Source organism: Bacillus sp. FSL W8-0920 (assembly GCF_038593215.1).
GTDB lineage: Bacteria > Bacillota > Bacilli > Bacillales > Bacillaceae > Bacillus > Bacillus pumilus.
This window is the reverse complement of sequence record NZ_CP151974.1, coordinates 1,131,696-1,154,629: the sequence shown is the minus strand read 5'-3', so window position 1 is coordinate 1,154,629 and position 22,934 is coordinate 1,131,696. Positions and strand designations below refer to the sequence as shown.

Below are 22,934 nucleotides of genomic sequence, written 5' to 3'. Positions count from 1 at the left end.
CTCCCTTTGCCACATGCAGGCATGAACCTGTATGTTAAATATAGGTTTATTTTATACTGAAAAAAGATAAGATGGAAGATCATTCTTGCTTTTTGTCGAAAAATGTTGAGTTTTGTCTTTTCCATTCTGCCATCATTTCTTCTGCTTGTTTGTCATCTGTTTGTCTTTCTGCCTTCAATTCATGTGTTATTTCCTGTCTTTGTTCAGAGCCTGTTGCCCACTTGAACAAATCCCTTGCTACATCTTCTACAAAAAATGCCTCATCACGCTTCGTTCTTTCTTTATCAAGTGTCCATGGTCCAAACATGCGAGGTAGAATAACAGCCGGCACATTCTGATTGGATGATTCGTCTTCGTTTTTTTCGTAAAGAACCCGGTACATACCTTGCGCCGCTTTCAGGTCTTCGTATCTTTTATCTGGTTCTTCTGATTGAATAAAGATCAGATCATACGTGTCTTTCCCATCCTGAAGGTCAATGACACGGAAAAGATCATTTCTGCCAAGCCACATCATTCGTTCTTCTAATAACCTCTTTTGCTCTTCTGTTTGCTCATGAGGGCATGTGATATCCATTTGAATGCCCTCTTTCATCATATATTCACACAGCGCTAGGCCAAAAAATTCATCTGCCCCTATGATCAGTCCTGTCTCCATGTCCATGTCCCCTTTTTTAGCTTATCGAATAAAAAGAAGAGCCCTTTCCATGAAGGGCTGTTATCATCCTATTCATCACAATTCTCTTTCATGCGATTTATAAAACTTGTGAATGGATTGAAAGATTCTTCTCGGATGATCAAACATATGCAAGGTGAGATCGATTTGACAATGCTCTGGATTCTTCATGTGCTGATCAATAAAAGGCTTTGCATGCAGTTCATATGCATAGGGTGCACCGTTTAGTCTTTGCCATATGTGAATCGGTACATGAGCAGAATGAACAGGGCAAGCTGGGAGCGGATACGTTTCCGCTTCCTTTTCAGAGCAGCCGTAGCTTTTCGCTAATTCTTTGATTAGCTGTTTATAAAAGAATTTGTGTTCCTTTTCTCTTTCCCGTTGTGCATAGAGATGCAGACATGGATTCACCATCGCAATGGATCTTAGCACTTCTGGCATCTCTTCAGCAAGGCTCATAGCAACGAGTGCACCCATCCCCTCTGCCAGCACATGAATTTCCCGGTTTAATATTTCTTGTTTTAATGTGTGATGAACGAGCTGCTTTGTACTAAAAACAGCATCTTCGCATCCCCAGTGATTCCCATGAAGATGACTATTAAACAATGTATATCCTTCATCCTTTAAGGCAGTTAAAAGCTGGTTTCTTCCATAGTGCTGAAGCCAGAATGATGTATTTTCCTGCACAAAGTGATTTCGGTCACCGAGGATAAGAATGCCAAAGCCATTTGGTTTTTGAGGAAGGTGAATGACGTTCCACTGGGAACCAAGCTGGAAAAACCGTTCGCTTACACCCATATGGCCAGCCTCCTTTCAGTGATTCTGCTTTCTATGATATGAACAACAACTCTTGTAGGAATAAGGAAATCCCCTAATGACAGAAGAATTCTTTTTATTTTTATAGAAGAAGGTCTAAAAATGGTCACATAAAGGCTAAAACAGTCTTTTCCCCTCACTCGTATCTATGGTATGATAATCAATAGATTGTTACATAAAGGACGGTGGGATTATGCATTATATTATCACCCTCATTTGGACTTTTCTGCTGACACATATGGCTGGTTACATCGTTGCTTCGATGAATGGCGCTGCTTATGACTTTACTTTGACTTCTATTCTTGCAGTGGTGTTTACGGTTATTTTATTCATCTTTGCTGAAGTAAGTCCAATGAAAGAAACGGAAAGTTCAACAAAACACTCTTAATACGTAAGAGATGAATGCGAGAAAGAGCTAAAATGATCTTGATTTTAGCTCTTTTTCTTTTTGCTTGAAAAGCGGTACGCTAAAACCCCCTGCAGCTACAGGGGGTTTTTTATTGATTACACCTCGACGGTTTCGGACTTCTGTTTGTCTTGAGTCAAATGGCTTTTCGCAAGCCCTGTAAACAGGAAGATCGCGATACCTGATAAAATTTCAAGGACCCCGCCGCCAGCAATGACAGGTCCCGCTCCAAATCTTTCTGCCAGAACGCCTGATACGACAGCTGCAAACGGGAGGAAAACATTTGATGAAGCATTGATCACCGCGTATACTTGCGGCTGATCATCTTGGTCGACAGACGTTTGAATAATGACCATTTCCGGTACATTGATCGCACTAACGGCGGCACCGAATATAAAGGAAGCTAGTAGAACGACTGGCAGCCATGTACTCATCCCTGTGATAAAGAATGCAGCTCCTTCAATCATACCAGCGACAATAAAGAACAAACCAAATCTCTTAATTTTTACCTTCGCCAGAGCAAAGCCCATCATAAACGCGCCGACTGCAGCAACACCTCTTAAAATGGAATACACCATAGAATCGCTTTGCAATGCTTCTGCTACGTATACAGCAGATAGTGCCTGCCACGGAGCTGCAGCGACATTCATTAAAATACAATACAGCGTCAGTGCAAATAAAATGTGATGATTTTTGACGACGAGAAACCCTCTTTTTAAGTTATAAAAATATGTATTCTTTGCTTGTTTTATACCTGCTGCTTTGTCTTCAGCGGTTTTCTTTAATTTAACACCGATAATAAACAGGCCGGATATGATGAATAAGGCAGTGGTGATGAGCAGGGTATCTGCAGGTCCGATTAATTTGACTAAGAGACCAGCGACCATGACTGCTGCAAGTGCGACAATTTCAAAAGAAGATTGCAGGATGGCATTTGCTTTTTGAATCAGATGCTTCGGTACAATCTGCGGTAAAATCGCCACCGAGGCTGGGTTATACGCTGCACCTGTTGCCGATTGAATAACCATTAATGAGATCAATAACCATAATGGCAATAGATGCGAAAAATGCAGTAGCGGAATAATGAGTACAATGGTTGCTCGAACGACGTCTGATGCGAACATCCATTTAGACAAATGGTGCTTTTTCATAAGAGGTCCTAGTATTGGGGCTAGCAAAGATGAAGGAAGTACGGTTACTGCTAGGAGAAGTCCTGTACCGAGCGCTCCATCCCCTCTCAAAATCAATAGCCAAAGGACGGATGTAAAAGCAAAACTTTCTCCTGTGTTTTTAATGAGTCTTGATATGAATAATGAGGTGAAGCGTTTATTCCAAACACTTTCACTGAGATTCGTCTTTTCCATCACACAAATCCTTTCAACTAGTTAATTTCACTTACATATTTTACCTTAAATTCTCTTTTATTCATACTATTTATTTGAAAATTTGAACTTAATTGTTTTTTATTATAAAGAAAAAAGAGGCATGACACATGCCTCTAAAGACTTATTCCAGCCGACTCTTAGTCAATTGCTTATGGCTTTCTCTGATAGGTCCAAACACGGTTATGGTTCGAGTTATCCGGAAAGACGTCGCCTGCTTGAAGCTTAATCTTTAAAGGATCTTTCACCATACTGCCGGTTTCACCGATCTCGACATACACACCATTATTTGGTGCTTTATTCCCTGATTTAAACTGATGCTGCTGACCCATTTCCATCCTCCTTTCTCGATGATGTTATTATGTCCCGTGACTTGCCTCTCCAATCCTTTATGCAAAAAGTCCCTGCTCCTACGAGTCAGGGATGCTTTTCATTTATTTGGTTTGTTGATACATGAGCTCTTTGATTAATGCTTTTTGTACATGCAGGCGGTTTTCTGCCTGCTGAAATACTTTTGAGTGCGGTCCATCAATAATGTCTGCTATCACTTCTTCTCCGCGGTGTGCTGGGAGACAATGCAGGAAAATATAATCCTTTGCTGCATGACGCATTAGTTCGTCATTGACTTGATATTCTTTAAATTCAGCAAGGCGTTTCTCTGTTTCTGCTTCCTGCCCCATGCTTGTAAACACATCGGAATAAATGACATCTGCATTTTGGACAGCAGCGACAGGGTCTGTCGTAACGATGACTTCTGCGCCTGATTGTTTTGCAAATTCACGTGCTGTGTCTGTTACTTCTTGAAGTGGTTCATAGCCTTTTGGTGATGCAACTGCAATATCACAGCCTAGCTGCGCACAGCCAACCATCAAGGAGTGAGCCACGTTATTTCCGTCACCGATGTAGGCGACTTTGATTCCTTTTAATGTTCCTTTTGCTTCTTTTATCGTCAATAAATCAGCAAGTGCCTGGCATGGATGGGAGTAGTCAGTCAGTCCATTGATGACAGGAATGGACGCGTATTGTGCCAACTCCTCGACCTTCCCATGTTCAAAGGTTCGAATCATAATGCCGTCTACATAGCCAGACAGCACCTGCGCTGTATCACTGATCGTTTCTCCTCTGCCGATTTGCAAATCATTTGAGCTGAGGAAGAGCGCATGTCCCCCCAGCTGCGTCATTCCCGCTTCAAACGACACGCGGGTTCTAGTTGACGATTTTTCAAAGATCATCGCTAACGTTTTCCCTTTGAATAAATCTTGGTATGGGTTTTGTTTCATTTCTTCCGCTTTTTCAATTAAATAAGCAATGTCATTGATTGAGAAATTTTTTAATGATAAAAAGTCTTTTCCGTATAATGTCGGTTGCACGTCAACTTGACTCATGCCGTCACTTCCTTTTTGTATAATTCTTGGAGCGATACTGGTGATACATCTCCATTTTTTCCTTGTAGGAATGCTTGAACTGTTTCATATTCGGTTAGAACTTGGACGCCGTGTGTGAGTGCTTTTACGCGTTGCTCTTTTGCCTCTTCATCCTCGCCTAAATGGATATGAAGGGATTTATCTTCGTTTTGCAGCCAAGTGTCAAAGCTGTCCGTCCAGACGTCAAAGCCTGCATGTTTTGCTTCATCTACCAATTGTTCACTGCCTTTTATAAAGAGGCTACCTTTCTGATGCCAGATCGACGCAAACACTTTTTTCAAGGCGCTTTCGGCGTTTTTGCCTACACACATTCCTTCTCCTGTCGCTTTCATTTCAGGTGTCAGCTTTAAGTCAATATCTTGAATGGCATGTGATGAGAAGACTGGGAATTTGACCGCTGTTCCCCCTTTGTTTTTCGTTACTGGGTTCAGTTCTTCAAGCGTTGCACCAGCTAGTAATTGAGTCGCAAGTGGAATCATGTCAATGCCCATCACCTTGCTGACAACTGGAACGGTCCGGCTCGCCCGCGGATTCACCTCTAGTACAAGCGCCTGATCCCCTTTGATCACAAATTGGATATTCATAATGCCCTTAAACGCTAATTTCTTCGCTATTTGTTCGGACGCAATATGCACCTGCTGTTTGATGTCCTCGCTGATGGAGACACTTGGTAAGATGGCAAAGCTGTCACCTGAATGGACGCCTGCTTTCTCAATATGCTCCACGATCGTTGGGATGAAGGTCGTTTTTCCGTCAGAAATCAGATCCACTTCAACTTCTTTTCCAGTGACATACTCATCAATTAAAATTGGATACGGCAAATGATCTGGCTGATCAAGTAGTGACGTCAAATGCGCTTCTGACTGGACAACAATCATTCCCATTCCGCCAATGACATACGATGGGCGAATTAACACAGGGTAACCGATGCTGTTAGCATGCGTGAGCGCTTCTTCTTTTGAATGAGCTGTATTTCCTTTTGCATGAGGTAGGTTCAGTTCATCAAGAAGCTGATAGAACAGATCACGATCTTCCAGCGCATCTAGCGTGTCGAAGGATGTACCTAACAACGTAATGCCCGCTTTTTCTAAGCCTTCTGCTACATTGATGGCAGTCTGTCCGCCAAATTGAACGATGACGAAATCAATTTGCTCTGCTTCCACAACGTTTAAGATGTGCTCTAATGTAATGGGCTCAAAATATAAACGATCTGCGATTTCATAATCCGTACTGACCGTCTCTGGATTGTTGTTCATCATGATCGTTTCAAAGCCAAGCTTTTGCAGGGTAAGAACGCCATGCACCGCACTATAGTCAAACTCGACTCCTTGCCCAATTCGAATTGGACCAGAGCCAATGATGAGTGCACGCTGTTTTGTTTTCTCTTGATGCTCTCCATCACTTTTGCCAAAGTATGTGGAATAGAAGTAGTTCGTTTTTGCATCAAATTCCGCTGCACATGTGTCGACAATCTTAAATGAAGCCGTAATGCCATATTCTTGACGAAGCTGTCTAATCGCCTCTTCACTATTGCCTGTTAGAAGAGCAATCGTTTCATCAAGGAAGCCCTTTTCCTTTACCTTTTTCAAGGTGTCTTTTGAGAGCGTTCCCTCATGGTTCTTCAATTCCTGTTCGAGAGTGATCATATTGCTGAACACATGTAAGAAGAATAGATCGATTTTCGTCGCTTGATGGATCGCTTCAACCGTTTCCTGTCTTGAAAGAAGTTCCATGACAGCAAAGAAACGTCGATCGTCTGGTGTTTTGACAAGCTCAAATAGTTGTTCAGTCGATTGGTCTTTCAATTCTGGCAGGTGGAAACCCTTTGTCTTGATTTCAAGAGAGGCGACCGCTTTTTGGATGGCTGACTCTAAATTACGGTCAATCGCCATGACTTCGCCAGTCGCCTTCATTTTTGTACCTAATTGCCGATCTGCCTGTTTAAATTTATCAAACGGCCAGCGCGGGAATTTCACGACGACATAATCGAGTGCCGGCTCAAAACTAGCATAAGTTGTGCCTGTGAGCGGGTTTTTCAGTTCGTCTAGTGTATAGCCTACCGCAAGCTTTGCTGCCATTTTAGCAATCGGATAGCCCGTCGCTTTTGAGGCAAGAGCAGATGAACGACTAACCCGCGGATTCACCTCAATGACAAAGTATTCTTTACTGAGTGGATCAAGGGCAAATTGGATGTTGCATCCCCCGACTACATCGAGTGCTGAAATGATTTTCAGGCTTGCTGAACGAAGCATTTGATAATCTTGGTCTGTTAATGTTTGCGAAGGTGCAACGACAATCGAATCTCCTGTATGCACACCAACTGGATCGATATTTTCCATATTACAAACCGTAATACACGTATTTTGACGGTCTCTCATGACTTCATATTCGACTTCTTTAAAGCCCGCAATGCTTTTTTCAACTAAACACTGATGAATCGGGCTCGCTAAAAGGGCTCCTTCAATAAGCGGTTTAAACGCTTCTTCTGTTAAAGCAATTCCGCCGCCCTTTCCGCCAAGTGTGTATGCTGGTCTTAGGATGACTGGGAAACCTACTTCTTTTGCAAATTGAAGGGCATCCTTTGCATTATCCACAATTTCACTATCTGGCACAGGTTCGTTCAACTGCTTCATGAGAGCACGGAATTTCTCTCGATCTTCACCGTTTTCAATTGTTTCAACTGACGTTCCGAGCAGGGTTACCCCGTGCTTTTTCAGCACACCGGCTTTTTCGAGCTCGACAGCAAGGTTTAAAGCGGTCTGTCCGCCAAGGTTGGCTAAAAGACCATCTGGTTTTTCCTTTTCGATGATTCTTGTCACTGAATCAACTGAAAGCGGTTCAAAATAGATTTCATCAGCAAATGATTCGTCTGTCATAATGGTTGCTGGGTTGTTATTCACTAAAATGACTTTGTAGCCCTCTTCTTTTAGGGCCATACATCCTTGTGTTCCTGAGTAATCAAATTCAGCTGCCTGACCAATGATGATTGGACCAGACCCGATGACTAGAATGGTTTGTATGCTTTGATCTTTAGGCATGTGCAACTTCTCTCCTTGCTTGTTTCACTTTCTCAATAAAATCATCGAATACCCATTCACTTTCAGCAGGACCTGGGTGTGCTTCTGGATGAAATTGAACTGACATAATGAGCTTCTCTTTATGAATGAATCCTTCGACAGATCCATCATTAACATGAAGGAATTTCACTTCCACTTCTTTGTCATTCATGCTTTTTTCATTCACCACATAGCTGTGATTCTGACTTGTCATGAAAACACGTTTGGATTCTGTATCTTGTACAGGGTGATTCGCCCCGCGGTGGCCAAATGGAAGCTTATACGTATCCCCGCCAAGTGCAAGAGCGATTAATTGATGACCTAAGCAGATTCCAAGTGTCGGGAAGGTCATCATGATGTCATGAATGGTTTTTAAATATGGCTTCATTGTTTTGGGATCTCCAGGTCCATTCGATAGCAGGACCGCATCTGGCTTAATCTCAAACACCTTTTCCAGCTGTTTGTACGGAATGACGGTTACTTTACAGCCGCGCGCTTCAAGCGAATCTGCTATTGATTTTTTAAAGCCAAAATCAATAAGCGCTACATGTTCCTCGCCGCTGCCTTGAGTGTAGATTTCATCGTCTGTCACCTGTGCGATCACATTGTCTTGTTTCATGGCCGGCGGTGTTTCGTTTTCGTCTACACTGATCACAGCGTTCATCGTCCCATTTGCCCGGATGTTTTGCACGACTGCACGTGTATCGGTATGAGTCAGAAGCGGAATGTTCCACTTCTGTAAATAATCTTTTAAGCTAACCGCTGCAAGATGGTGAGAGAAATGATCCGCTGCTTCATACACAACGACAGCTTTCACTTGTGGTTTTTTGCTCTCAAAGTCTTCATGATTAATACCGTAATTTCCGATGAGTGGATATGTGAAAACAATGATTTGTCCCTTATAGGAAGGGTCTGTGAGCACCTCTTGGTAACCTGTCATCCCTGTAAAGAAAACCACTTCACCTGTCATGCCAGCTTCTCCTGTCAGTTCTCCTTCAAAAGAGGCTCCATCTTCTAAATTTAAATAACCTTTCATGCTTGTGTCACCCCAAATTGAATAATTAGTAATATAAATGAATTTTTATGCGTTTTGGTGTAAAAAAATTTATACCGTCACTGTTTCATTTGCTAAAACATGAGTCATCGCTTCTATTGCTTGATCTATTTCTGCTTGTTCTACATTCAGCGGAGGCAATAACCGAATCACATTCGGACCAGCTGGAAGTACTAGCAACCCCTGTTCTCTCAGAGCTGTGATATAATCTCCGACTGGCTGATGACATTCAACCCCTGCCATCAATCCTTTTCCGCGTACTTCTTTTACGATATTCAGTTGTTTCAGATCTTGCAATTTTTCTAGCAGATAAGCGCCTTTTTCTTTGACTTCTGTCAGAAACTCATCTTTGAAAATGACATCGAGTGTTGCATTCACAGCAGCCATGGCAAGCATGTTGCCACCAAAAGTTGTTCCATGTGAACCTGGTGAGAATGCGTCTCCTAAAGCCTTTTTCCCGATGACTGCACCGACTGGGAAGCCATTTCCTAATCCTTTAGCAGAAGAGATAATATCAGGATCAAGTCCCGTCTGTTCGTATGCAAATGCTGTTCCTGTACGTCCAATACCCGTTTGAATCTCATCTACGATCAGAAGTGCTTCATGCTTTTGGCAAAACGCTTGAACAACGTCTAGAAATTCTGTTGTCGCTGGATTTACGCCACCTTCTCCTTGCACAACCTCAAGCATCACCGCTGCCACATCATCGACTTCACATGCAGCAATAGCGTCTGGGTCATTGAACGGGACATAATGAAAGCCTTCCAGCATGGGACCAAAACCCGTTTTGATTTTATCTTGACCTGTAGCAGCCATACCAGCATACGTGCGCCCATGAAAAGAGTGCAAAAATGTCACGATATTTGTTTTCCCTGTTGCTTTACGCGCTAATTTGATTGCACCTTCATTTGCCTCAGCTCCGCTATTACAGAAAAACACGAGATCACCTGAACTATTTGCAGCCAGTTTTTCTGCTGCTTTTTCTTGCAGTCCATTTTCAAATAGATTCGATACATGCCAGACGTGATCAAGCTGTTTCTTGATGGCTTGATTGACCTTTGGGTGATTGTGACCGAGATTTGTGACCGCAATGCCTTGTATAAAGTCTAAATATTTTTTCCCATTTGTATCGACTGCCCAAGAACCTGCTGCCTCTTGAATTTCAACATTCCACCGTCCATAAGTTTGAAAGAGATGACTCACAGGACCGCCTCCTTTTCCTTCACAATTCTTGTTCCTTTAAAGGTTTCCCCTGTAAAGATACTGCCTTTGCCATTCACGATCATGACTTCATTCACATCTCCTGATAAAGCACTCAAAGCGGATTGCACCTTTGGAATCATTCCCCCGGAAATAATGCCTTCATCAATGAGCGTGAGAGCTTCTTGTTCGGTGACGACATCTAATAGCTCGCCATTTTTTAAAATGCCTTCCACATCTGTAACAAACATGAGCTTATCAGCTTTCATCGCTCCTGCGACAGCTGATGCTGCTAAATCAGCGTTTACGTTTAACGTTTGGCATTCCTCTGTCATAGACAGTGGTGCAATCACAGGAATAAATTGTTTTTCCATTAATGCTTCTGCCATCTCTGGATGCACTTCTTTGATTTCACCAACGTACCCGTACACGTCTTGATTAAGAAAATCAGCGACAAGCATCTGACCATCTTTCCCAGACACGCCGACAGATGAGATACCATGCTTTGCGAGCTCTGATACAAAGTATTTATTGACCGTTCCTGAAAGGACCATTTCCGCTACCTCTAATACTGGCTTCGTTGTTTTGCGCTGCCCGTCAACAAATTCTGTTTCCACTTCTAATTTTTGCATCATGTTCGTGATTTCAGGGCCTCCGCCATGGACGATAGCCAGCTTAAATCCAGCAGCTTGAAGTGAGCGGACATTTTCATAAAAGGTATCTGAAAGTTCTCGAATGACACTGCCTCCACACTTGAATACGATCGTTTTATCCATGTCTATCTCCTTCATTATGTGCGATAGCTCGCGTTAATTTTCACATAATCATAGGTAAGGTCACAGCCCCATGCCGCTGCCTGACCATTCCCCTCATTCATTTGAATCAAAATCGTGATCTCATCCTGCTCTAAATACGCTTTTGCTTCCTCTTCTGAGAATGGCTGCGGTTCATTATGTTTAAACAGACATTGTCCACCTAAATACACTTCTACCTCTTGTGGTGTGACGGACGCTGCGCTATGGCCAATCGCTCCAATGATACGCCCCCAGTTGGCGTCGGTGCCGTATACGGCTGTTTTCACTAGGCTTGAACCGACGATTTTCTTCGCTATGATGCCGGCTTCTAAATGATTTTTAGCGCCAGCGACTTGCGCTTCAATTAATTTCGTTGCACCTTCTCCGTCTCTTGCAATCTCTTTGGCAAGATCCTCACAAGCTAGCTTTAATCCTTCTTTGAACAATGGCCATTCTGGATGCTCTTCATTTAGCACATCATTTTCTGCCATGCCATTTGCCATCACGAGTACCATATCGTTTGTCGATGTTTCTCCGTCAACAGTAATTTGATTAAAGGTCACATCGGTAATATCACGCAGTGCATTTTGCAGAGCGTCTTGTTCGACATTTGCATCCGTTGTCACGAAGCCAAGCATTGTTGCCATATTTGGATGAATCATACCTGAGCCCTTCGCTGCACCTGAAATGAGAATCTCTTTGCCGTTTATCGTCAGGGTGTATGTTGTGTTTTTAATGACTGTATCTGTCGTTAAGATTGCCTCTTCAAAATGACCATTTCCTGCTTTTGCTTCTTTCAGCTGAGTGATGCCTTTTTTGATTTTATCCATATCCAGACACTCTCCAATGACACCAGTAGAAGAAACAGCAATGTAATCAGGTTCTACCCCTAACATATTTGCGCAAGCTGCCTGCATTTCGTATGCGTCCTTTAAACCTTGCTCACCGGTACATGCATTGGCGATGGCACTATTGACAATGACCCCTTTTAATTGCCCTGTCTTTTTTAAGCTTTTCTGAGTGACTTGTAGAGGCGCAGCTTGAAAGTGACTTTGTGTGTATACCGCTGCACTCGCTGCCGGCACTTCACTGACGATCAGTCCGAGGTCTTTTTTTGAATAACGTAATCCAATATGAATCCCCTTTGCTTCAAAGCCTTTTGGTGATGATACGTCACCGTCTATTTTAACAATGCTTTTTTCATTCAATTCGATCATGTTTGTTGTCTCCCCTGTTCTTATGGATAGAGAGGTGTCATTGTGAGGCCCGCCTCTTCATCTAAGCCTTTGATGATGTTGAAGTTTTGAACCGCTTGGCCGGCTGCGCCCTTCATGAGATTGTCGATCACAGACACAATCGTGAGTCTGCCTGTACGTTCATCTAAATGAAAGCCAATGTCACAGAAATTACTGCCGTATACTTCCCTTGTTTGCGGATACACCCCGTGATCTCTCACTCTGACAAAATAGGAATCTTCATAAAAGCCTTTCATATGCTTCATCAATTCCTCTTTTGTGGTATCTGATTTCAGCTGAGTATACATCGTCGCCATAATCCCCCTTGTCATCGGGACAAGGTGCGTTGAAAATGTGATATTCGCCGTGTGCGGATTCCATTCTCTTAATATTTGCTCTATTTCAGGTGTATGTTGATGTTCATTTACCTTATAAATTTTGAAGTTGTCGTTTAGCTCTGAAAAATGCGTTCCAAGTGAGGCAGATCGTCCTGCACCGGACACTCCTGTTTTTGCATCTATTATGATCATAGATTCATCGATTAGATTCTGTTTCATCAGCGGTGCTAAACCGAGAAGAACTGCGGTAGGGAAGCACCCTGGATTTGCAATAACTTCAGCCTGCTCAATCGTTTCACGATTCAATTCAGATAACCCGTACACAGCTTGTTGAACAGATGCTTGATCAGCTGCCCTTCGTTTATACCAAGCTTCATAGGTTGCACCGTCTTGAATGCGCAAATCACCTGATAAATCAATGATAGGCACTCCTTGGTTCATGAGCTTCGGTGTGAGTTCACTTGATACGCCTGCTGGTGTCGCTAAAAACACAGCATCTGTTTCTCGCACAATGGCAGCAGGATCAATGGCTTTTAATGTTTGATCAGTAATCGTTGTGAGATGCGGATAAGATTGACTGTATAATTGCCCATCACCACTCGATGAATACAATATACATTCATCCACGTGTGGATGTTGCTTGAAGATACGAACTAATTCCGCACCACCGTATCCCGTAGCACCTATAATACCTATTTTCAACGTCAATACACCCTCTTGATCTTTGTGAAATTATTTAACATTATAACATGTATAAAAATTAATTCAATTGTATATTTAATATTTCTTTTCATTTTTTTTCATAAAAAAATCCACATATCTACGTGAGATATGCGGATTTATCTTTCATATTTCATCAAGATGATCATGAGAGCACTGCATAAATATATGATAGAGCTTGCATAAAAAATGAAGTAAACGGTGAAGAAATCTGCAAACAGGCCGCCAAGCATAATTGCTATCGATGAAAAAAGAGCTGTCCAAAAATGATAGCGGCCGACCTCCTTCATTCTTTTATTCTCTGTTGTCAGTTCCGTAACGATGAGTTTTTCCCCGTGCTTTTGAAAGCCGCCTAGTGCACCAAGTGCCAGCTGAATCATATACACTTGCGCGACTTCTGTTATATGCGGAAATAGCAGCAAAAGAAATGCCATACCGAACGAATGAATAATCAAAAAGAGCCGCCTATCGGTTGTTTCGGGCAGTTTCCCTAAAAGTAAATGAATAAACGCTCCGCTTAAACCAAAAAGGCCATAGGCAAGACCAAACTGAGAGTAGCTTGATCCAACATTTTTAATAAAAAGAATGTAAAAAGGGAAAATCAAACTGCTGGCGAAAAACAGCAGACTTTGTGAGTAGACGAACCATTTCATTGCTTTTGCATTCATTGTGTATTGTACCTTTCATAAAAGTAATTGATAAACCTGCCGTCCGGATCTGCTTGCTTTTTCTTTTGGAAGAACACATCCGTTTTAGGATACGCCTGTTTCATTTGTACCTTCGTTTGATAAGGCATGTACGGTAAGTAATAGCTTCCATGGTGCCGTAGCGTGATATCTGTCATTTGCCGGATGATCCGCTCTGCTTCTGCCTTCTCTTCTTTCTTAAAACCATAATTCACTAAAAGAACAAGGGCAAACATATCTTCTTTCGCATATGAGAGATCCGCTTTTTCATTTTTTTGTACGTAGCGGATCGTGATGTTCATTAAATTCAAATCTTCCTGTTGTAAAAAGTGTCTCATTTCATCGATATACGCACGAAAGCGATCCACTGGGACGAAATATTCCTGCAGTACATCTGTGTCTGACTCATTCTCATAGTCTAAAAAAGCAGAATCTGAGCGCATCACATTATTTCTTGTGATCAGCTGATCATTTTGACTTTGGAAATACTTCTTTTGCAAATGCCATAGCAGATCTTTCCCCATATCAAACCTTCTTGAAAGACCGAGCATAAATTTGAGTGGCATAACGAGTTGATCCTCTTTCAGCTCTTGATATGATTCGATCTCTTGTTGTGAAGTGAGGGAATAATTCGTTACATACATCTCTTTCAAAAAGTTGGTTTTCGATGTTGAGATTCTGGCAAGATGCATGCGTACTTGTTTATTTTGTTTGACATGTTTTTGAAAATAATCAGTGTATTCATCGTAATTTAGAGAGGTTGTCTCCATTTTATATAATTCATCCTTTGTTAAGGAAAGTTCAACATCTAAAATGACTCCGAACAAGCCGTACCCTCCAATAACGGCAGTAAATAAATCATCGCCTGGCTTCACTGTGACAATCTCACCATCTGCTTTTAACAGTCTGAAGGAACGAACGGTGTCAATGAGTGAGCCGTAGCGAATGTCACGTCCATGTGCGTTTGCACTGAGAGAACCGCCAATCGTAAAGATGTTCTGTGATTGCATGACCTTCACTGCAAGACCATATGGGTTGACATATCTTTGTATATCATCCCATGTAGCGCCGCTTTGGACACGGATGGTTTTCTTTTTTTTATCAAATGCTAAAATTTGGCGGAATTCTGTCATATCGAGCACGATGCCATTTTCATAATACGTGTGGCCGCCCATGCTATGCTGTTTGCCGGCAATGGATATCGGTAGTTTTTTTGCTTTCGCTTCTTCTACTACTTCTTTTAAAGTGTCTATTTCTTTACCTTGAACGACTTTTTTTATTTTAACAGGCATGAGATGACTGACATCTGTAAATGCCTCAAGGTCTTGTTTTTTGTGTGCTTGCTCCTCACGAATGGTGATTGATGTAAAAAATGCAGCAGCATATCCCATCAAAAGAACGATCCACAACCATTTTCGTTTCATTATAGGTACTCCGTTCTATAAAAATTACATTCATTATATCAAACCATACTCTCCCCCCACCTTAATTTTTCATAAAAAAACCCGGTACGAGTGTTCCTCATACCAGGCATTTTCATTTGTGCTTATTGAATACCGAGCGCGATTTTTGCGTATCTTGACATTTTGTCTCGTGTCCAAGGCGGATTCCATACGATGTGAACTTCTGTTTCTTTCACTTCTGGAAGATCACTTAATGCTTTTTTCACTTCATCCACGATAACTGGTGCAAGGGGACATCCCATTGATGTTAAGGTCATCGTGATATCCGCTTTTCCATTCTCATCAAGATCGACATCATAGACAAGTCCAAGGTTGACGATGTCGACATTCAGCTCAGGGTCAATCACCTGTTCTAGGGCGCCTAAAATATTTTCTTTCAATGCTTCATCCATGATATCCACTCCTTTTCCATTAGTATAACGTACTTTTTCTTTTGACTAAACGTTTGTGCTTTTCAGATGTGTCACAAACCAGTCAATCGTTTCAAACATTGCCTGTCTTGAGACCTTATGGCCAGCTTGTCCATCTGTAATAAAACGAATCAGGTGCGGATCTTCTTTATATTGGGTTGCTACTAACTCGTCATAAAGAGCTTTTGCATGCCGATAAGGGACAACTGGATCGTTTTCTGCATGCCAGAATAACAGCGGTCTTTTGTTTAATCGATCTGTTTGCAGCGTTAAATCATAAGGACGCAGCGCGTCTAATTGCTGATGAACCTCTTCGTCTGTAATTTCTTTCATCAACCCTTTGTTCCGCATGTTCATGATTTGTGCTTGTAGGAATGTCGTATATTTCGGACTGCCCATCAAGCTAACTGCCGCTTTAATCCAATCATGCTTGGCGAGTGCACCAAAGGTCGTGATGCCGCCCATGGAAGTACCTGCAACACCGATCAGATCGGCTTCAATCAATTGTTTTTCTTGAAAATATGTTTTGAGTATATCGATTTCACGTATTTCGTTCAGGACAATTTCCCAGAACCTTGACGCCAGTTCCTCTAAGCTGAGGTTTTCTGATCTTACACCATGATAAGCACAGTCAGGCAAAATCACTCTCATGCCTTTTTCCGCCAAATGAAAGGCGAAGTGTAAGTTGTGCTCGCGTGCACTTGTAAATCCGTGTATAAAAAATACAAGCGGCAGCGGTTTGTTTTTATTTTCAGCTTTTACGATATGTAAAAATGGAATATCGCGCGCAATTTGCTCATCAATGGTGATCACAGCCTATGAATCCTCCTTTATCATTCCCGTCTTTGTTTATTTTAACATGTAGACAACAAAGATGTGATAAAGATACACTATAGGTAGAGGCGCCGCAAGAACTGCCTCCTATCACTTACAGATCAAAGGAGATTTTATGGAGACTAAACCTTATCTAATCGCACTTGACCTGGATGGCACGTTATTAAAAGATGATAAAACCATCTCTACACACACACTTGACGTCATTCAAAAAGTGAAAGACAGCGGGCATCATGTCTGTATTTCGACCGGACGGCCATTTCGTTCCAGCTCTCCTTATTATCAGCAATTACAGCTTGATTCACCCATTGTGAATTTTAATGGAGCGTTTGTCCATCATCCTCTTGATGAAAAATGGGGAAGATTTCATACGTCACTTGATCTTCAAGTCGTTAAACAGCTTGTAGACATTAGTGAGGAGTATAAAGTACACAATGTGCTAGCTGAAGTGTTAGACGATTTGTATTTCCATTATCATGATGAGAAGCTCATTGATATATTTAATATGAATGCAAATAAAGTTACTGTTGGAGACCTTAGAGACAACCTTGGAGAGAATGTGACGAGCGTGTTAATTCACGCAAAAGAAGAGGACGTTGGAGCCATTCGAAGCTATTTATCAGATGTTCATGCAGAAGTGATTGATCATAGGCGATGGGCTGCTCCGTGGCACGTGATTGAGATCATTAAAACAGGCATGAACAAGGCCGTTGGACTGCAAAAGATCAGTGATTATTACGGCGTTCCACAGGAGCGGATTGTGGCATTCGGAGATGAAGACAATGATTTAGAAATGCTTGAATTTGCTGGATGCGGTGTGGCTATGGGCAACGGAATTGATGCTGTGAAACGTATTTCAAATGAAGTCACTGATACAAACGAACAAGATGGGATTGCAAAGTTTCTAACGAATTACTTCTCGCTTTAATTTTTCCATTCATACATAGCAGATGGAAGCGGGCATACTACCTTTAGACAGGTTGTCCTGTCAGCTTGTGTAAAGGGGCGGATTCCGAATGGGTAAAAGAAGCAAATCGAAACGCTTTATACAACAAGGTAAAGATTCAGTCAGTCTGCATGATGCACGTTTTCCTTATCGTTCTACGCTTGAAGAAGCTGCGGAGGACAGGGGAAACATGAAGACTGATGCTTCTGGAGGTTCATTGTGAGAAACGAACTTTTTGATCAAGCCAAATCATTTACTGAAGAAGCCCTTACTTCTTCATTTTCATCTGGGTTAGAGCGTCAACAGGCGGTCAAACGAGCCAAAAATGCCGTATCATCTGCATTTGCCAATTCGACAGATGCAGAAAGAAACCAGCTGCATACCTTCCAAGACTTGCTCGATGATCTCTAACATAAAAGAAGCTGTCCACACCATTGGACAGCTTTTTCTGATTCTCATGAAGCTGAAAGCACTTATTTCACTTGGAACGTTTTCTTTTCCGTGATTTGCTTCAGCCCTTCTGCTCTTCCTTTAAATGTGACGACCGCTTCATACGTTCCCGGCTTGACACCATTTGACCACGTATCTTGAAAATCATAGGCTTCGCCTTTCTTTAGTACAAATGATTGGATGGCCTGAGTGAACATACGGTCTTTTGAGTAGCGGTATTGTTCATTTCCGTTTTCATCATACACACTGAGTTCGAATTTCTGGCTTGTGTTAAAGGTAAATTCAATATCTCGATCTGATTCATTTTTCAGTGACATGTTAAATTGAACCGAAGAACCTTTCTGGACGGGGTCTACTGTGAGTACAACCGTTTTTTCTCCCATTTGACCTGATACCTCCTTGTTTGGTTCATCCTTTTTTTGTTGTCCACAAGCGGTTAAAATCAATACAACGAGAAGAAGCACCAACCCTTTTTTCATTCGCTACCCACCTTTTAATCTCGTCTGAAAAATCCAAGAATATTAGTTGTTTGCACAATATTTGTAAAGGCTTTTGGATCGACTTCTTTAATAATTTGTTCAAGTTCATACAGCTCATACCTTGTAATGACGATCACCATCATTTCTTTTGGCTCATTGGTAAAAGCTCCCTTTGCAGGTACAGTCGTAATACCTCTGACCATTTTTCCATAAATGGCTTCCTTGATTTCATCAGCCTTTTTCGTCACAATCATCGCGGTCAGCTTCTCATGTCTTGTATGGATGGCATCAATGACCCTTGTGGTCACATACAGTGTGACAAGGGTATATAATGCTTTCTCCCAACCTTGTAATAATCCTGCTGTAAAAATGATGATACCATTTAAAATGAAGAAATACGTACCGACTGGTTTATCCTTCCACTTCGCTAAGATCATGGCTATGATGTCGAGTCCGCCTGTCGATGCCCCAAATTTGAGCGTGATCCCAATCCCTACTGCTGATATCACGCCGCCAAACACAGCATTTAGTAAAATATCATGTGAAACACTCGTTTCTGGTAAGATGCCGAGGAAAATGGTCGTCAGGGCCACACTGATGATGCTGTAAAACGTAAAGGAACGGCCCACTTTCATCCACCCTAAAATGCCGACTGGAATATTTAAAATAAATAATAGAATCCCTGTGGATACATAAAATGGCGCATATTGATCCATTAAGCTAGATAACAGCTGGGCTACCCCTGTAAACCCACTCGCGTATACATCAGCTGGAATTAAGAATAAATTTAGTCCAATCGCATTGAGCAGTGCACCAATGACGACGACAATGAGTTTTTTTGCTTCTCCGATGAACATATTGTCATTCCTCCACTTACCATTCTCTCTATGGTTTTCCCTAAAATTTAGAATTTGAACACGAAAAGTTGATTTCTGTGATATAGTTAGGCTAAAAAGTTGTAAAATATGGCTGATTTTTTTAGAAAGAAGGGATTTTGATGACTGTTCATATCATAGCAGACAGTGCTGCTGATCTGCCTCTTTCTTATTATGATGAACATAACATGACGGTTATTCCGCTCCGTGTATTGCTTGGCGAAGAGGAATTTGAAGATTTGGTCACCATTGAACCAAAACAAGTATTTGATGCGATGAGACAAGGCGCTAGCCCAAAAACGTCACAAGCTTCACCAAACCGAATCAAAGAAGCCTTTGTTTCTCTCGCACAAACCCATACATCTGCAATCTATGTTGCCTTTTCATCAGAGCTTTCTGGTACATATCAAACCGCTGTGATGATGGCAAACGAAGTGAAGGAAGAATACCCTGATTTTGATTTACGAATCATTGATTCTAAATGTGCTTCACTCGGCTATGGGCTTGCTGTCAAACACGCTCAATCACTTGCCATTGACGGAAATACAATACAAGAAATTGAAACGTCTGTAAAGCATTTTTGCGAATCTTTACAACATATTTTTACTGTAGACGATTTATCGTATTTAGCAAGAGGCGGAAGAATTAGTAAAGCGTCCGCATTTGTTGGCGGTTTATTGAGTATTAAGCCCATTTTACACGTCGAGGATGGAAAGCTCATCCCCCTTGAGAAAATCCGCGGACGTAAAAAGCTGTTGAAACGCATTATAGAACTGATGAAAGAACGTGGAACGGATTGGTCAAATCAAACTGTTGGCATTAGTCATGGTGATGATCCTGCACTTGCAGAAGACATGAGACAATTGATTGAAGCCGAATTTCATCCAAAAGAAATTGATATTCAGATTGTCGGCGCAGCTGTTGGGTCCCATTCAGGCCCAGGTACGCTTGCCATCTTCTTTACAGGCAAACCATCATAAAAAGCACCCTTCCCTGACACATCACGGGAAGGGTGCTTTTCTTATGACTTATGAAAGTTTAAAACGGTGGACGGTTTCATTTAACCTTGCCGTCATACTCATCAGTTCTTCTACCTGTTTGTTCATTTGATGGAAAGATTGCAGCTGTTCATTGGCCGAGGCAGAAATTTCTTCACTGCCAGCTGCTGTTTCTTCTACAACCGCACTAATATTTTCAATCGAGTTGAGTACTTGTCCGCCAAGCTCTGTTGATTGAACAATTTGGTCATTTAAGACCGCCATTTCTCGTTTAATGTGCTGCGCTTTTGTTTCTATATCTTCAAAGGAGTGCGAGGTTTTGTCCATCGCATCCTGCTGTTGAAGTGAAAGCTTGACTCCTTCTTTGACAGTTTGACTAATGGATTGAATGCCTCTTTCAATATGACTGACCATATCAAAGATTTGTCTTGTAGCGTTAGATGATTCGTCGGCTAGCTTACGAATTTCATCTGCTACAACGGCAAAGCCTTTTCCAGCCTCACCTGCTCTTGCCGCTTCAATCGCTGCATTTAGCGAAAGTAAGTTTGTTTGATCCGCAATGTCAGAAACTGTTTTGGCCATAGCCGAGATCCCGCTAGCATATTGCGTGAATTCTCCTGCCGACTGCTCGATTTGCCTTGTGGCATGTGTATTTTTTTCAATCGCCGTTTTGGTTTCTGTTAACGTGTGCTTTCCACTTTCCACTGCTTCTATCGCATCCCCTGTACTTTGGATGACTGTTTGTGAACGTTCGGAATTTTTACGTCCATGCTGATCCATCTTTTCAATCAAGCTAACGCCATGCTGGAGATCCTCTGAAATGGCCTGTGACCCATTTGCCATTTCGTCTGTCGAGACAGATACTTGATTTGCAGATTCCATCAGCTTTTTGTTTTCATCATCTAATTGGATCGAGAATGTCTCTACTTGACTTGAGACATTACTGATTTCTTTAATCAAACTAATCAGTTGATCTGTCATTTGATTAAAGGATTCATTCAAGCCGCCGATTTCATCCTTACGCTGAATGTCCATTCGCTCGACAGCAAGGTTGCCTTCTGCGATCTGCTTCGCTCGGTAGGAAAGTGATTTAATCGGTGTCACGATGGATCTTGTTAATCCAATATTTAAAAAGACAGCAATGACAATCAGTGTGAGGGCTGCGACGAGTGCACTTGTGATGATCCATTGCACATTATCCGCTGTATTCTCTAGATTTTGTTTATATGCTTCTTCTGCTCTTTTATTCATTGTATGGATGTCGTTTAAAACACCATCAATTCTTGCAGCGACCCGTCTTGCATCCGATGCATTTTTTTCACCAATGGCATTATTTGCTTCCTTGGTCCACGTGTTATATTTTGCATTTAACCTTGTTAATTCATCTTTATTTATATTTCCTGCGTGTTTGTTTAACGTTTGCAGCTGTTTTTTTGCTGTAGAAATACCGGTTTGAACAACCTCTAGCTGTTCATCAGAAAGGGTCATTGAATAATTGGTCATGGTTTGTTCGACGCTTTCAAAGCTTGCCTTCGTTTTTTGAACATTTAATAAGGCTTGAACTTCTGTTTCATTCGATGATTGGATCTTTGTCATACTGACAATGATAAAGGCGATGACGCCAACTGCTAAAAGAAGTGAGACGAGTGAGTTGAGTAAAATTTTGATGCGCAAGCTCATGATGCGTCCCCCTCATCTTTTAGCAATTTCTGCTTCAGTTCATTTACTTTTTTGGTCAATGTTTCAGCATCTTTGAGCACCCGAATTCTTGCCATATCGATTCCGTCATTGTTTAAGTCGTAAATAACATGCCCATTTTTGATTTGATTGCTCTTGACGAGCTGTTCGCTGAATTGATAGACCACTTCATCGACTTTTTTTACCATGGACGAAATCACCGCTTTTTCAGCGGTGTAGTACTGATCACTATCTACACCAATGGCATATTTGCCCTGCGCTTGCGCTTCTTTTAATACACCGACACCTGTATAGCCAGCTGCGGCATATAAAACGTCTGCTTTCTTTTTGATCATGCCTTTGGCTATTTTACTGCCTTTGTCCGCATCACTAAACGTATTAGCATAGGTGGATAAGATCTTGATGTTCGGATTCACTGATTTGGCGCCTTTTTGGAACCCTTTTTCAAAACGATGGATCAACTCCGCATCGACACCGCCAACAAATCCAATGACATCACTTTTCGTTGTCATTGCAGCAAGTGCGCCCGCTAAATAGCTGCCTTGCTCTTCTTTAAACGTCACGGAGGTCACATTTTTCAGCTCAGATACGGCATCGATGAGCAAAAAGTGCTTCTTCGGATATTTCTTTGCGACTTTTTCTAAGTCTTCTTGCATACTAAAGCCTACCCCGATGACGAGATCATTGCCAGCTTTTACAAGCTCGGTCAGTCCTTTTTCATATGTATCGGTTTCTGCAATTTCTCTATAATCAAATTCAATACCTAGGTCATCACGTGCTTTTTCTAATCCTTTAAACGATGAATCGTTAAATGATTGATCACCAAGACCATCATCTGTGAGCATAACGCCAATATGCTTCGCATTTGATGCTGGTGGTTCCCCTTGTTGATTGCTGCATGCGGTGAGCACCATAAGCACGGCTACCAACAGAAGCAATGAAATTTTCACTTTCATCCAAACACACACTCCTTTTGTCATCCTTACTCCTTTCTTAT

24 protein-coding genes are annotated in these 22,934 nt (G+C 41.8%); 5 read left to right on the top strand and 19 right to left on the bottom strand.

Translation table 11 applies throughout. From position 1 onward, the window contains the following. Positions 1-79: 79 nt before the first annotated feature. Positions 80-655: a hypothetical protein gene (locus NSS78_RS05570; protein ID WP_050945302.1), complete on the bottom strand. Its 576-nt coding sequence runs from the start codon at positions 653-655 to the stop codon at positions 80-82. A 75-nt stretch (positions 656-730) separates the two neighbouring features. Then, the gene (locus NSS78_RS05565) at positions 731-1,471 is read right to left on the bottom strand and encodes a hypothetical protein (protein WP_003211061.1); all 741 of its coding nucleotides are present in this window, start codon (positions 1,469-1,471) and stop codon (positions 731-733) included. Positions 1,472-1,682: 211 nt separating this feature from the next. On the opposite strand from NSS78_RS05565, the gene NSS78_RS05560 reads away from it, so the two are divergent. Beyond that, positions 1,683-1,877 (top strand): YjzD family protein, encoded by a 195-nt coding sequence (locus NSS78_RS05560; RefSeq protein WP_003211779.1) that lies wholly within the window; start codon positions 1,683-1,685, stop codon positions 1,875-1,877. A gap of 116 nt (positions 1,878-1,993) precedes the next feature. Here the strand turns inward: NSS78_RS05560 and NSS78_RS05555 are convergent, their stop codons facing one another. The 13 genes from NSS78_RS05555 to NSS78_RS05495 all read right to left on the bottom strand — a co-directional run bounded on the left by NSS78_RS05555 (position 1,994) and on the right by NSS78_RS05495 (position 16,470). Further along, positions 1,994-3,259: an MFS transporter gene (locus NSS78_RS05555; RefSeq protein WP_050945305.1), complete on the bottom strand. Its 1,266-nt coding sequence runs from the start codon at positions 3,257-3,259 to the stop codon at positions 1,994-1,996. A 170-nt stretch (positions 3,260-3,429) separates the two neighbouring features. After that, positions 3,430-3,609, bottom strand: coding sequence for a YjzC family protein (locus NSS78_RS05550; RefSeq protein ID WP_003211282.1), 180 nt, complete (start codon positions 3,607-3,609; stop codon positions 3,430-3,432). Between the two features lie 102 nt (positions 3,610-3,711). Then, the gene (argF, locus tag NSS78_RS05545; RefSeq protein WP_327840125.1) at positions 3,712-4,662 is read right to left on the bottom strand and encodes an ornithine carbamoyltransferase; all 951 of its coding nucleotides are present in this window, start codon (positions 4,660-4,662) and stop codon (positions 3,712-3,714) included. Next, entirely contained in the window at positions 4,659-7,739 is a 3,081-nt protein-coding gene (locus NSS78_RS05540; RefSeq protein ID WP_137054792.1) for a carbamoyl phosphate synthase large subunit, read from the bottom strand. Before NSS78_RS05540 ends, argF begins: the two co-directional genes overlap by 4 nt. Further along, positions 7,732-8,793, bottom strand: a complete 1,062-nt coding sequence (locus tag NSS78_RS05535; RefSeq protein ID WP_137054793.1) for a carbamoyl phosphate synthase small subunit — start codon at positions 8,791-8,793, stop codon at positions 7,732-7,734. The genes NSS78_RS05540 and NSS78_RS05535 overlap by 8 nt, the downstream gene beginning before the upstream one ends. Positions 8,794-8,862: 69 nt before the next feature. Continuing rightward, positions 8,863-10,014, bottom strand: coding sequence for an acetylornithine transaminase (locus NSS78_RS05530; protein ID WP_137054794.1), 1,152 nt, complete (start codon positions 10,012-10,014; stop codon positions 8,863-8,865). Continuing rightward, positions 10,011-10,787, bottom strand: coding sequence for an acetylglutamate kinase (argB, locus tag NSS78_RS05525; RefSeq protein ID WP_113386936.1), 777 nt, complete (start codon positions 10,785-10,787; stop codon positions 10,011-10,013). The genes NSS78_RS05530 and argB overlap by 4 nt, the downstream gene beginning before the upstream one ends. A 14-nt stretch (positions 10,788-10,801) precedes the next feature. Further along, positions 10,802-12,022 carry a bifunctional ornithine acetyltransferase/N-acetylglutamate synthase gene (argJ, locus tag NSS78_RS05520; RefSeq protein ID WP_113386935.1) on the bottom strand — a complete coding sequence of 407 codons (1,221 nt, stop codon included), beginning with the start codon at positions 12,020-12,022 and terminating at the stop codon, positions 10,802-10,804. A gap of 20 nt (positions 12,023-12,042) precedes the next feature. After that, positions 12,043-13,080 carry an N-acetyl-gamma-glutamyl-phosphate reductase gene (gene argC, locus NSS78_RS05515; protein ID WP_170965995.1) on the bottom strand — a complete coding sequence of 346 codons (1,038 nt, stop codon included), beginning with the start codon at positions 13,078-13,080 and terminating at the stop codon, positions 12,043-12,045. Between the two features lie 137 nt (positions 13,081-13,217). Continuing rightward, entirely contained in the window at positions 13,218-13,766 is a 549-nt protein-coding gene (locus NSS78_RS05510) for an MFS transporter (protein ID WP_003211053.1), read from the bottom strand. Next, the gene (locus tag NSS78_RS05505; protein WP_137054796.1) at positions 13,763-15,208 is read right to left on the bottom strand and encodes an FAD-binding oxidoreductase; all 1,446 of its coding nucleotides are present in this window, start codon (positions 15,206-15,208) and stop codon (positions 13,763-13,765) included. Before NSS78_RS05505 ends, NSS78_RS05510 begins: the two co-directional genes overlap by 4 nt. A 122-nt stretch (positions 15,209-15,330) precedes the next feature. Continuing rightward, positions 15,331-15,639 carry a metal-sulfur cluster assembly factor gene (locus NSS78_RS05500; protein WP_003211530.1) on the bottom strand — a complete coding sequence of 103 codons (309 nt, stop codon included), beginning with the start codon at positions 15,637-15,639 and terminating at the stop codon, positions 15,331-15,333. Between the two features lie 45 nt (positions 15,640-15,684). Continuing rightward, positions 15,685-16,470: a prolyl oligopeptidase family serine peptidase gene (locus tag NSS78_RS05495; RefSeq protein ID WP_137054797.1), complete on the bottom strand. Its 786-nt coding sequence runs from the start codon at positions 16,468-16,470 to the stop codon at positions 15,685-15,687. Positions 16,471-16,606: 136 nt separating this feature from the next. On the opposite strand from NSS78_RS05495, the gene NSS78_RS05490 reads away from it, so the two are divergent. The 3 genes from NSS78_RS05490 to NSS78_RS05480 all read left to right on the top strand — a co-directional run bounded on the left by NSS78_RS05490 (position 16,607) and on the right by NSS78_RS05480 (position 17,848). After that, the gene (locus NSS78_RS05490; protein WP_050945320.1) at positions 16,607-17,419 is read left to right on the top strand and encodes a Cof-type HAD-IIB family hydrolase; all 813 of its coding nucleotides are present in this window, start codon (positions 16,607-16,609) and stop codon (positions 17,417-17,419) included. An 88-nt stretch (positions 17,420-17,507) separates the two neighbouring features. After that, positions 17,508-17,660, top strand: coding sequence for a hypothetical protein (locus NSS78_RS05485; protein WP_008348539.1), 153 nt, complete (start codon positions 17,508-17,510; stop codon positions 17,658-17,660). Continuing rightward, positions 17,657-17,848, top strand: coding sequence for a DUF3813 domain-containing protein (locus NSS78_RS05480; protein WP_024425070.1), 192 nt, complete (start codon positions 17,657-17,659; stop codon positions 17,846-17,848). The genes NSS78_RS05485 and NSS78_RS05480 overlap by 4 nt, the downstream gene beginning before the upstream one ends. Before the next feature lie 62 nt (positions 17,849-17,910). On the opposite strand, the gene NSS78_RS05475 is transcribed toward NSS78_RS05480, so the two are convergent. Together NSS78_RS05475 and NSS78_RS05470 are read right to left on the bottom strand one after the other, a co-directional pair. Continuing rightward, on the bottom strand, positions 17,911-18,366 hold the full coding sequence (locus tag NSS78_RS05475) for a BsuPI-related putative proteinase inhibitor (protein WP_251190996.1): 456 nt from the start codon (positions 18,364-18,366) through the stop codon (positions 17,911-17,913). A 14-nt stretch (positions 18,367-18,380) separates the two neighbouring features. After that, positions 18,381-19,223 carry a YitT family protein gene (locus NSS78_RS05470; protein ID WP_003211320.1) on the bottom strand — a complete coding sequence of 281 codons (843 nt, stop codon included), beginning with the start codon at positions 19,221-19,223 and terminating at the stop codon, positions 18,381-18,383. A 140-nt stretch (positions 19,224-19,363) separates the two neighbouring features. On the opposite strand from NSS78_RS05470, the gene NSS78_RS05465 reads away from it, so the two are divergent. Next, entirely contained in the window at positions 19,364-20,221 is an 858-nt protein-coding gene (locus NSS78_RS05465; protein ID WP_268458889.1) for a DegV family protein, read from the top strand. Positions 20,222-20,269: 48 nt separating this feature from the next. Here the strand turns inward: NSS78_RS05465 and NSS78_RS05460 are convergent, their stop codons facing one another. After that, positions 20,270-21,919, bottom strand: a complete 1,650-nt coding sequence (locus NSS78_RS05460) for a methyl-accepting chemotaxis protein (protein ID WP_327840138.1) — start codon at positions 21,917-21,919, stop codon at positions 20,270-20,272. Continuing rightward, positions 21,916-22,893, bottom strand: a complete 978-nt coding sequence (locus tag NSS78_RS05455) for a BMP family ABC transporter substrate-binding protein (protein WP_050945472.1) — start codon at positions 22,891-22,893, stop codon at positions 21,916-21,918. Before NSS78_RS05455 ends, NSS78_RS05460 begins: the two co-directional genes overlap by 4 nt. Positions 22,894-22,934: the final 41 nt, after the last annotated feature.

Bases quoted from the DNA above. Each gene is read 5' to 3' on its own strand.
- NSS78_RS05455 (WP_050945472.1), bottom strand. From the start codon at position 22,893: ATGAAAGTGAAAATTTCATTGCTTCTGTTGGTAGCCGTGCTTATGGTG.
- argB (WP_113386936.1), bottom strand. From the start codon at position 10,787: ATGGATAAAACGATCGTATTCAAGTGTGGAGGCAGTGTCATTCGAGAA.
- NSS78_RS05540 (WP_137054792.1), bottom strand. From the start codon at position 7,739: ATGCCTAAAGATCAAAGCATACAAACCATTCTAGTCATCGGGTCTGGT.
- NSS78_RS05460 (WP_327840138.1), bottom strand. From the start codon at position 21,919: ATGAGCTTGCGCATCAAAATTTTACTCAACTCACTCGTCTCACTTCTT.
- argF (WP_327840125.1), bottom strand. From the start codon at position 4,662: ATGAGTCAAGTTGACGTGCAACCGACATTATACGGAAAAGACTTTTTA.
- NSS78_RS05465 (WP_268458889.1), top strand. From the start codon at position 19,364: ATGACTGTTCATATCATAGCAGACAGTGCTGCTGATCTGCCTCTTTCT.
- NSS78_RS05555 (WP_050945305.1), bottom strand. From the start codon at position 3,259: ATGGAAAAGACGAATCTCAGTGAAAGTGTTTGGAATAAACGCTTCACC.
- NSS78_RS05560 (WP_003211779.1), top strand. From the start codon at position 1,683: ATGCATTATATTATCACCCTCATTTGGACTTTTCTGCTGACACATATG.
- argJ (WP_113386935.1), bottom strand. From the start codon at position 12,022: ATGATCGAATTGAATGAAAAAAGCATTGTTAAAATAGACGGTGACGTA.
- NSS78_RS05500 (WP_003211530.1), bottom strand. From the start codon at position 15,639: ATGGATGAAGCATTGAAAGAAAATATTTTAGGCGCCCTAGAACAGGTG.
- NSS78_RS05475 (WP_251190996.1), bottom strand. From the start codon at position 18,366: ATGAAAAAAGGGTTGGTGCTTCTTCTCGTTGTATTGATTTTAACCGCT.
- NSS78_RS05490 (WP_050945320.1), top strand. From the start codon at position 16,607: ATGGAGACTAAACCTTATCTAATCGCACTTGACCTGGATGGCACGTTA.
- NSS78_RS05470 (WP_003211320.1), bottom strand. From the start codon at position 19,223: ATGTTCATCGGAGAAGCAAAAAAACTCATTGTCGTCGTCATTGGTGCA.
- NSS78_RS05485 (WP_008348539.1), top strand. From the start codon at position 17,508: ATGGGTAAAAGAAGCAAATCGAAACGCTTTATACAACAAGGTAAAGAT.
- NSS78_RS05570 (WP_050945302.1), bottom strand. From the start codon at position 655: ATGGAGACAGGACTGATCATAGGGGCAGATGAATTTTTTGGCCTAGCG.
- NSS78_RS05505 (WP_137054796.1), bottom strand. From the start codon at position 15,208: ATGAAACGAAAATGGTTGTGGATCGTTCTTTTGATGGGATATGCTGCT.
- NSS78_RS05510 (WP_003211053.1), bottom strand. From the start codon at position 13,766: ATGAATGCAAAAGCAATGAAATGGTTCGTCTACTCACAAAGTCTGCTG.
- NSS78_RS05535 (WP_137054793.1), bottom strand. From the start codon at position 8,793: ATGAAAGGTTATTTAAATTTAGAAGATGGAGCCTCTTTTGAAGGAGAA.
- NSS78_RS05565 (WP_003211061.1), bottom strand. From the start codon at position 1,471: ATGGGTGTAAGCGAACGGTTTTTCCAGCTTGGTTCCCAGTGGAACGTC.
- NSS78_RS05550 (WP_003211282.1), bottom strand. From the start codon at position 3,609: ATGGGTCAGCAGCATCAGTTTAAATCAGGGAATAAAGCACCAAATAAT.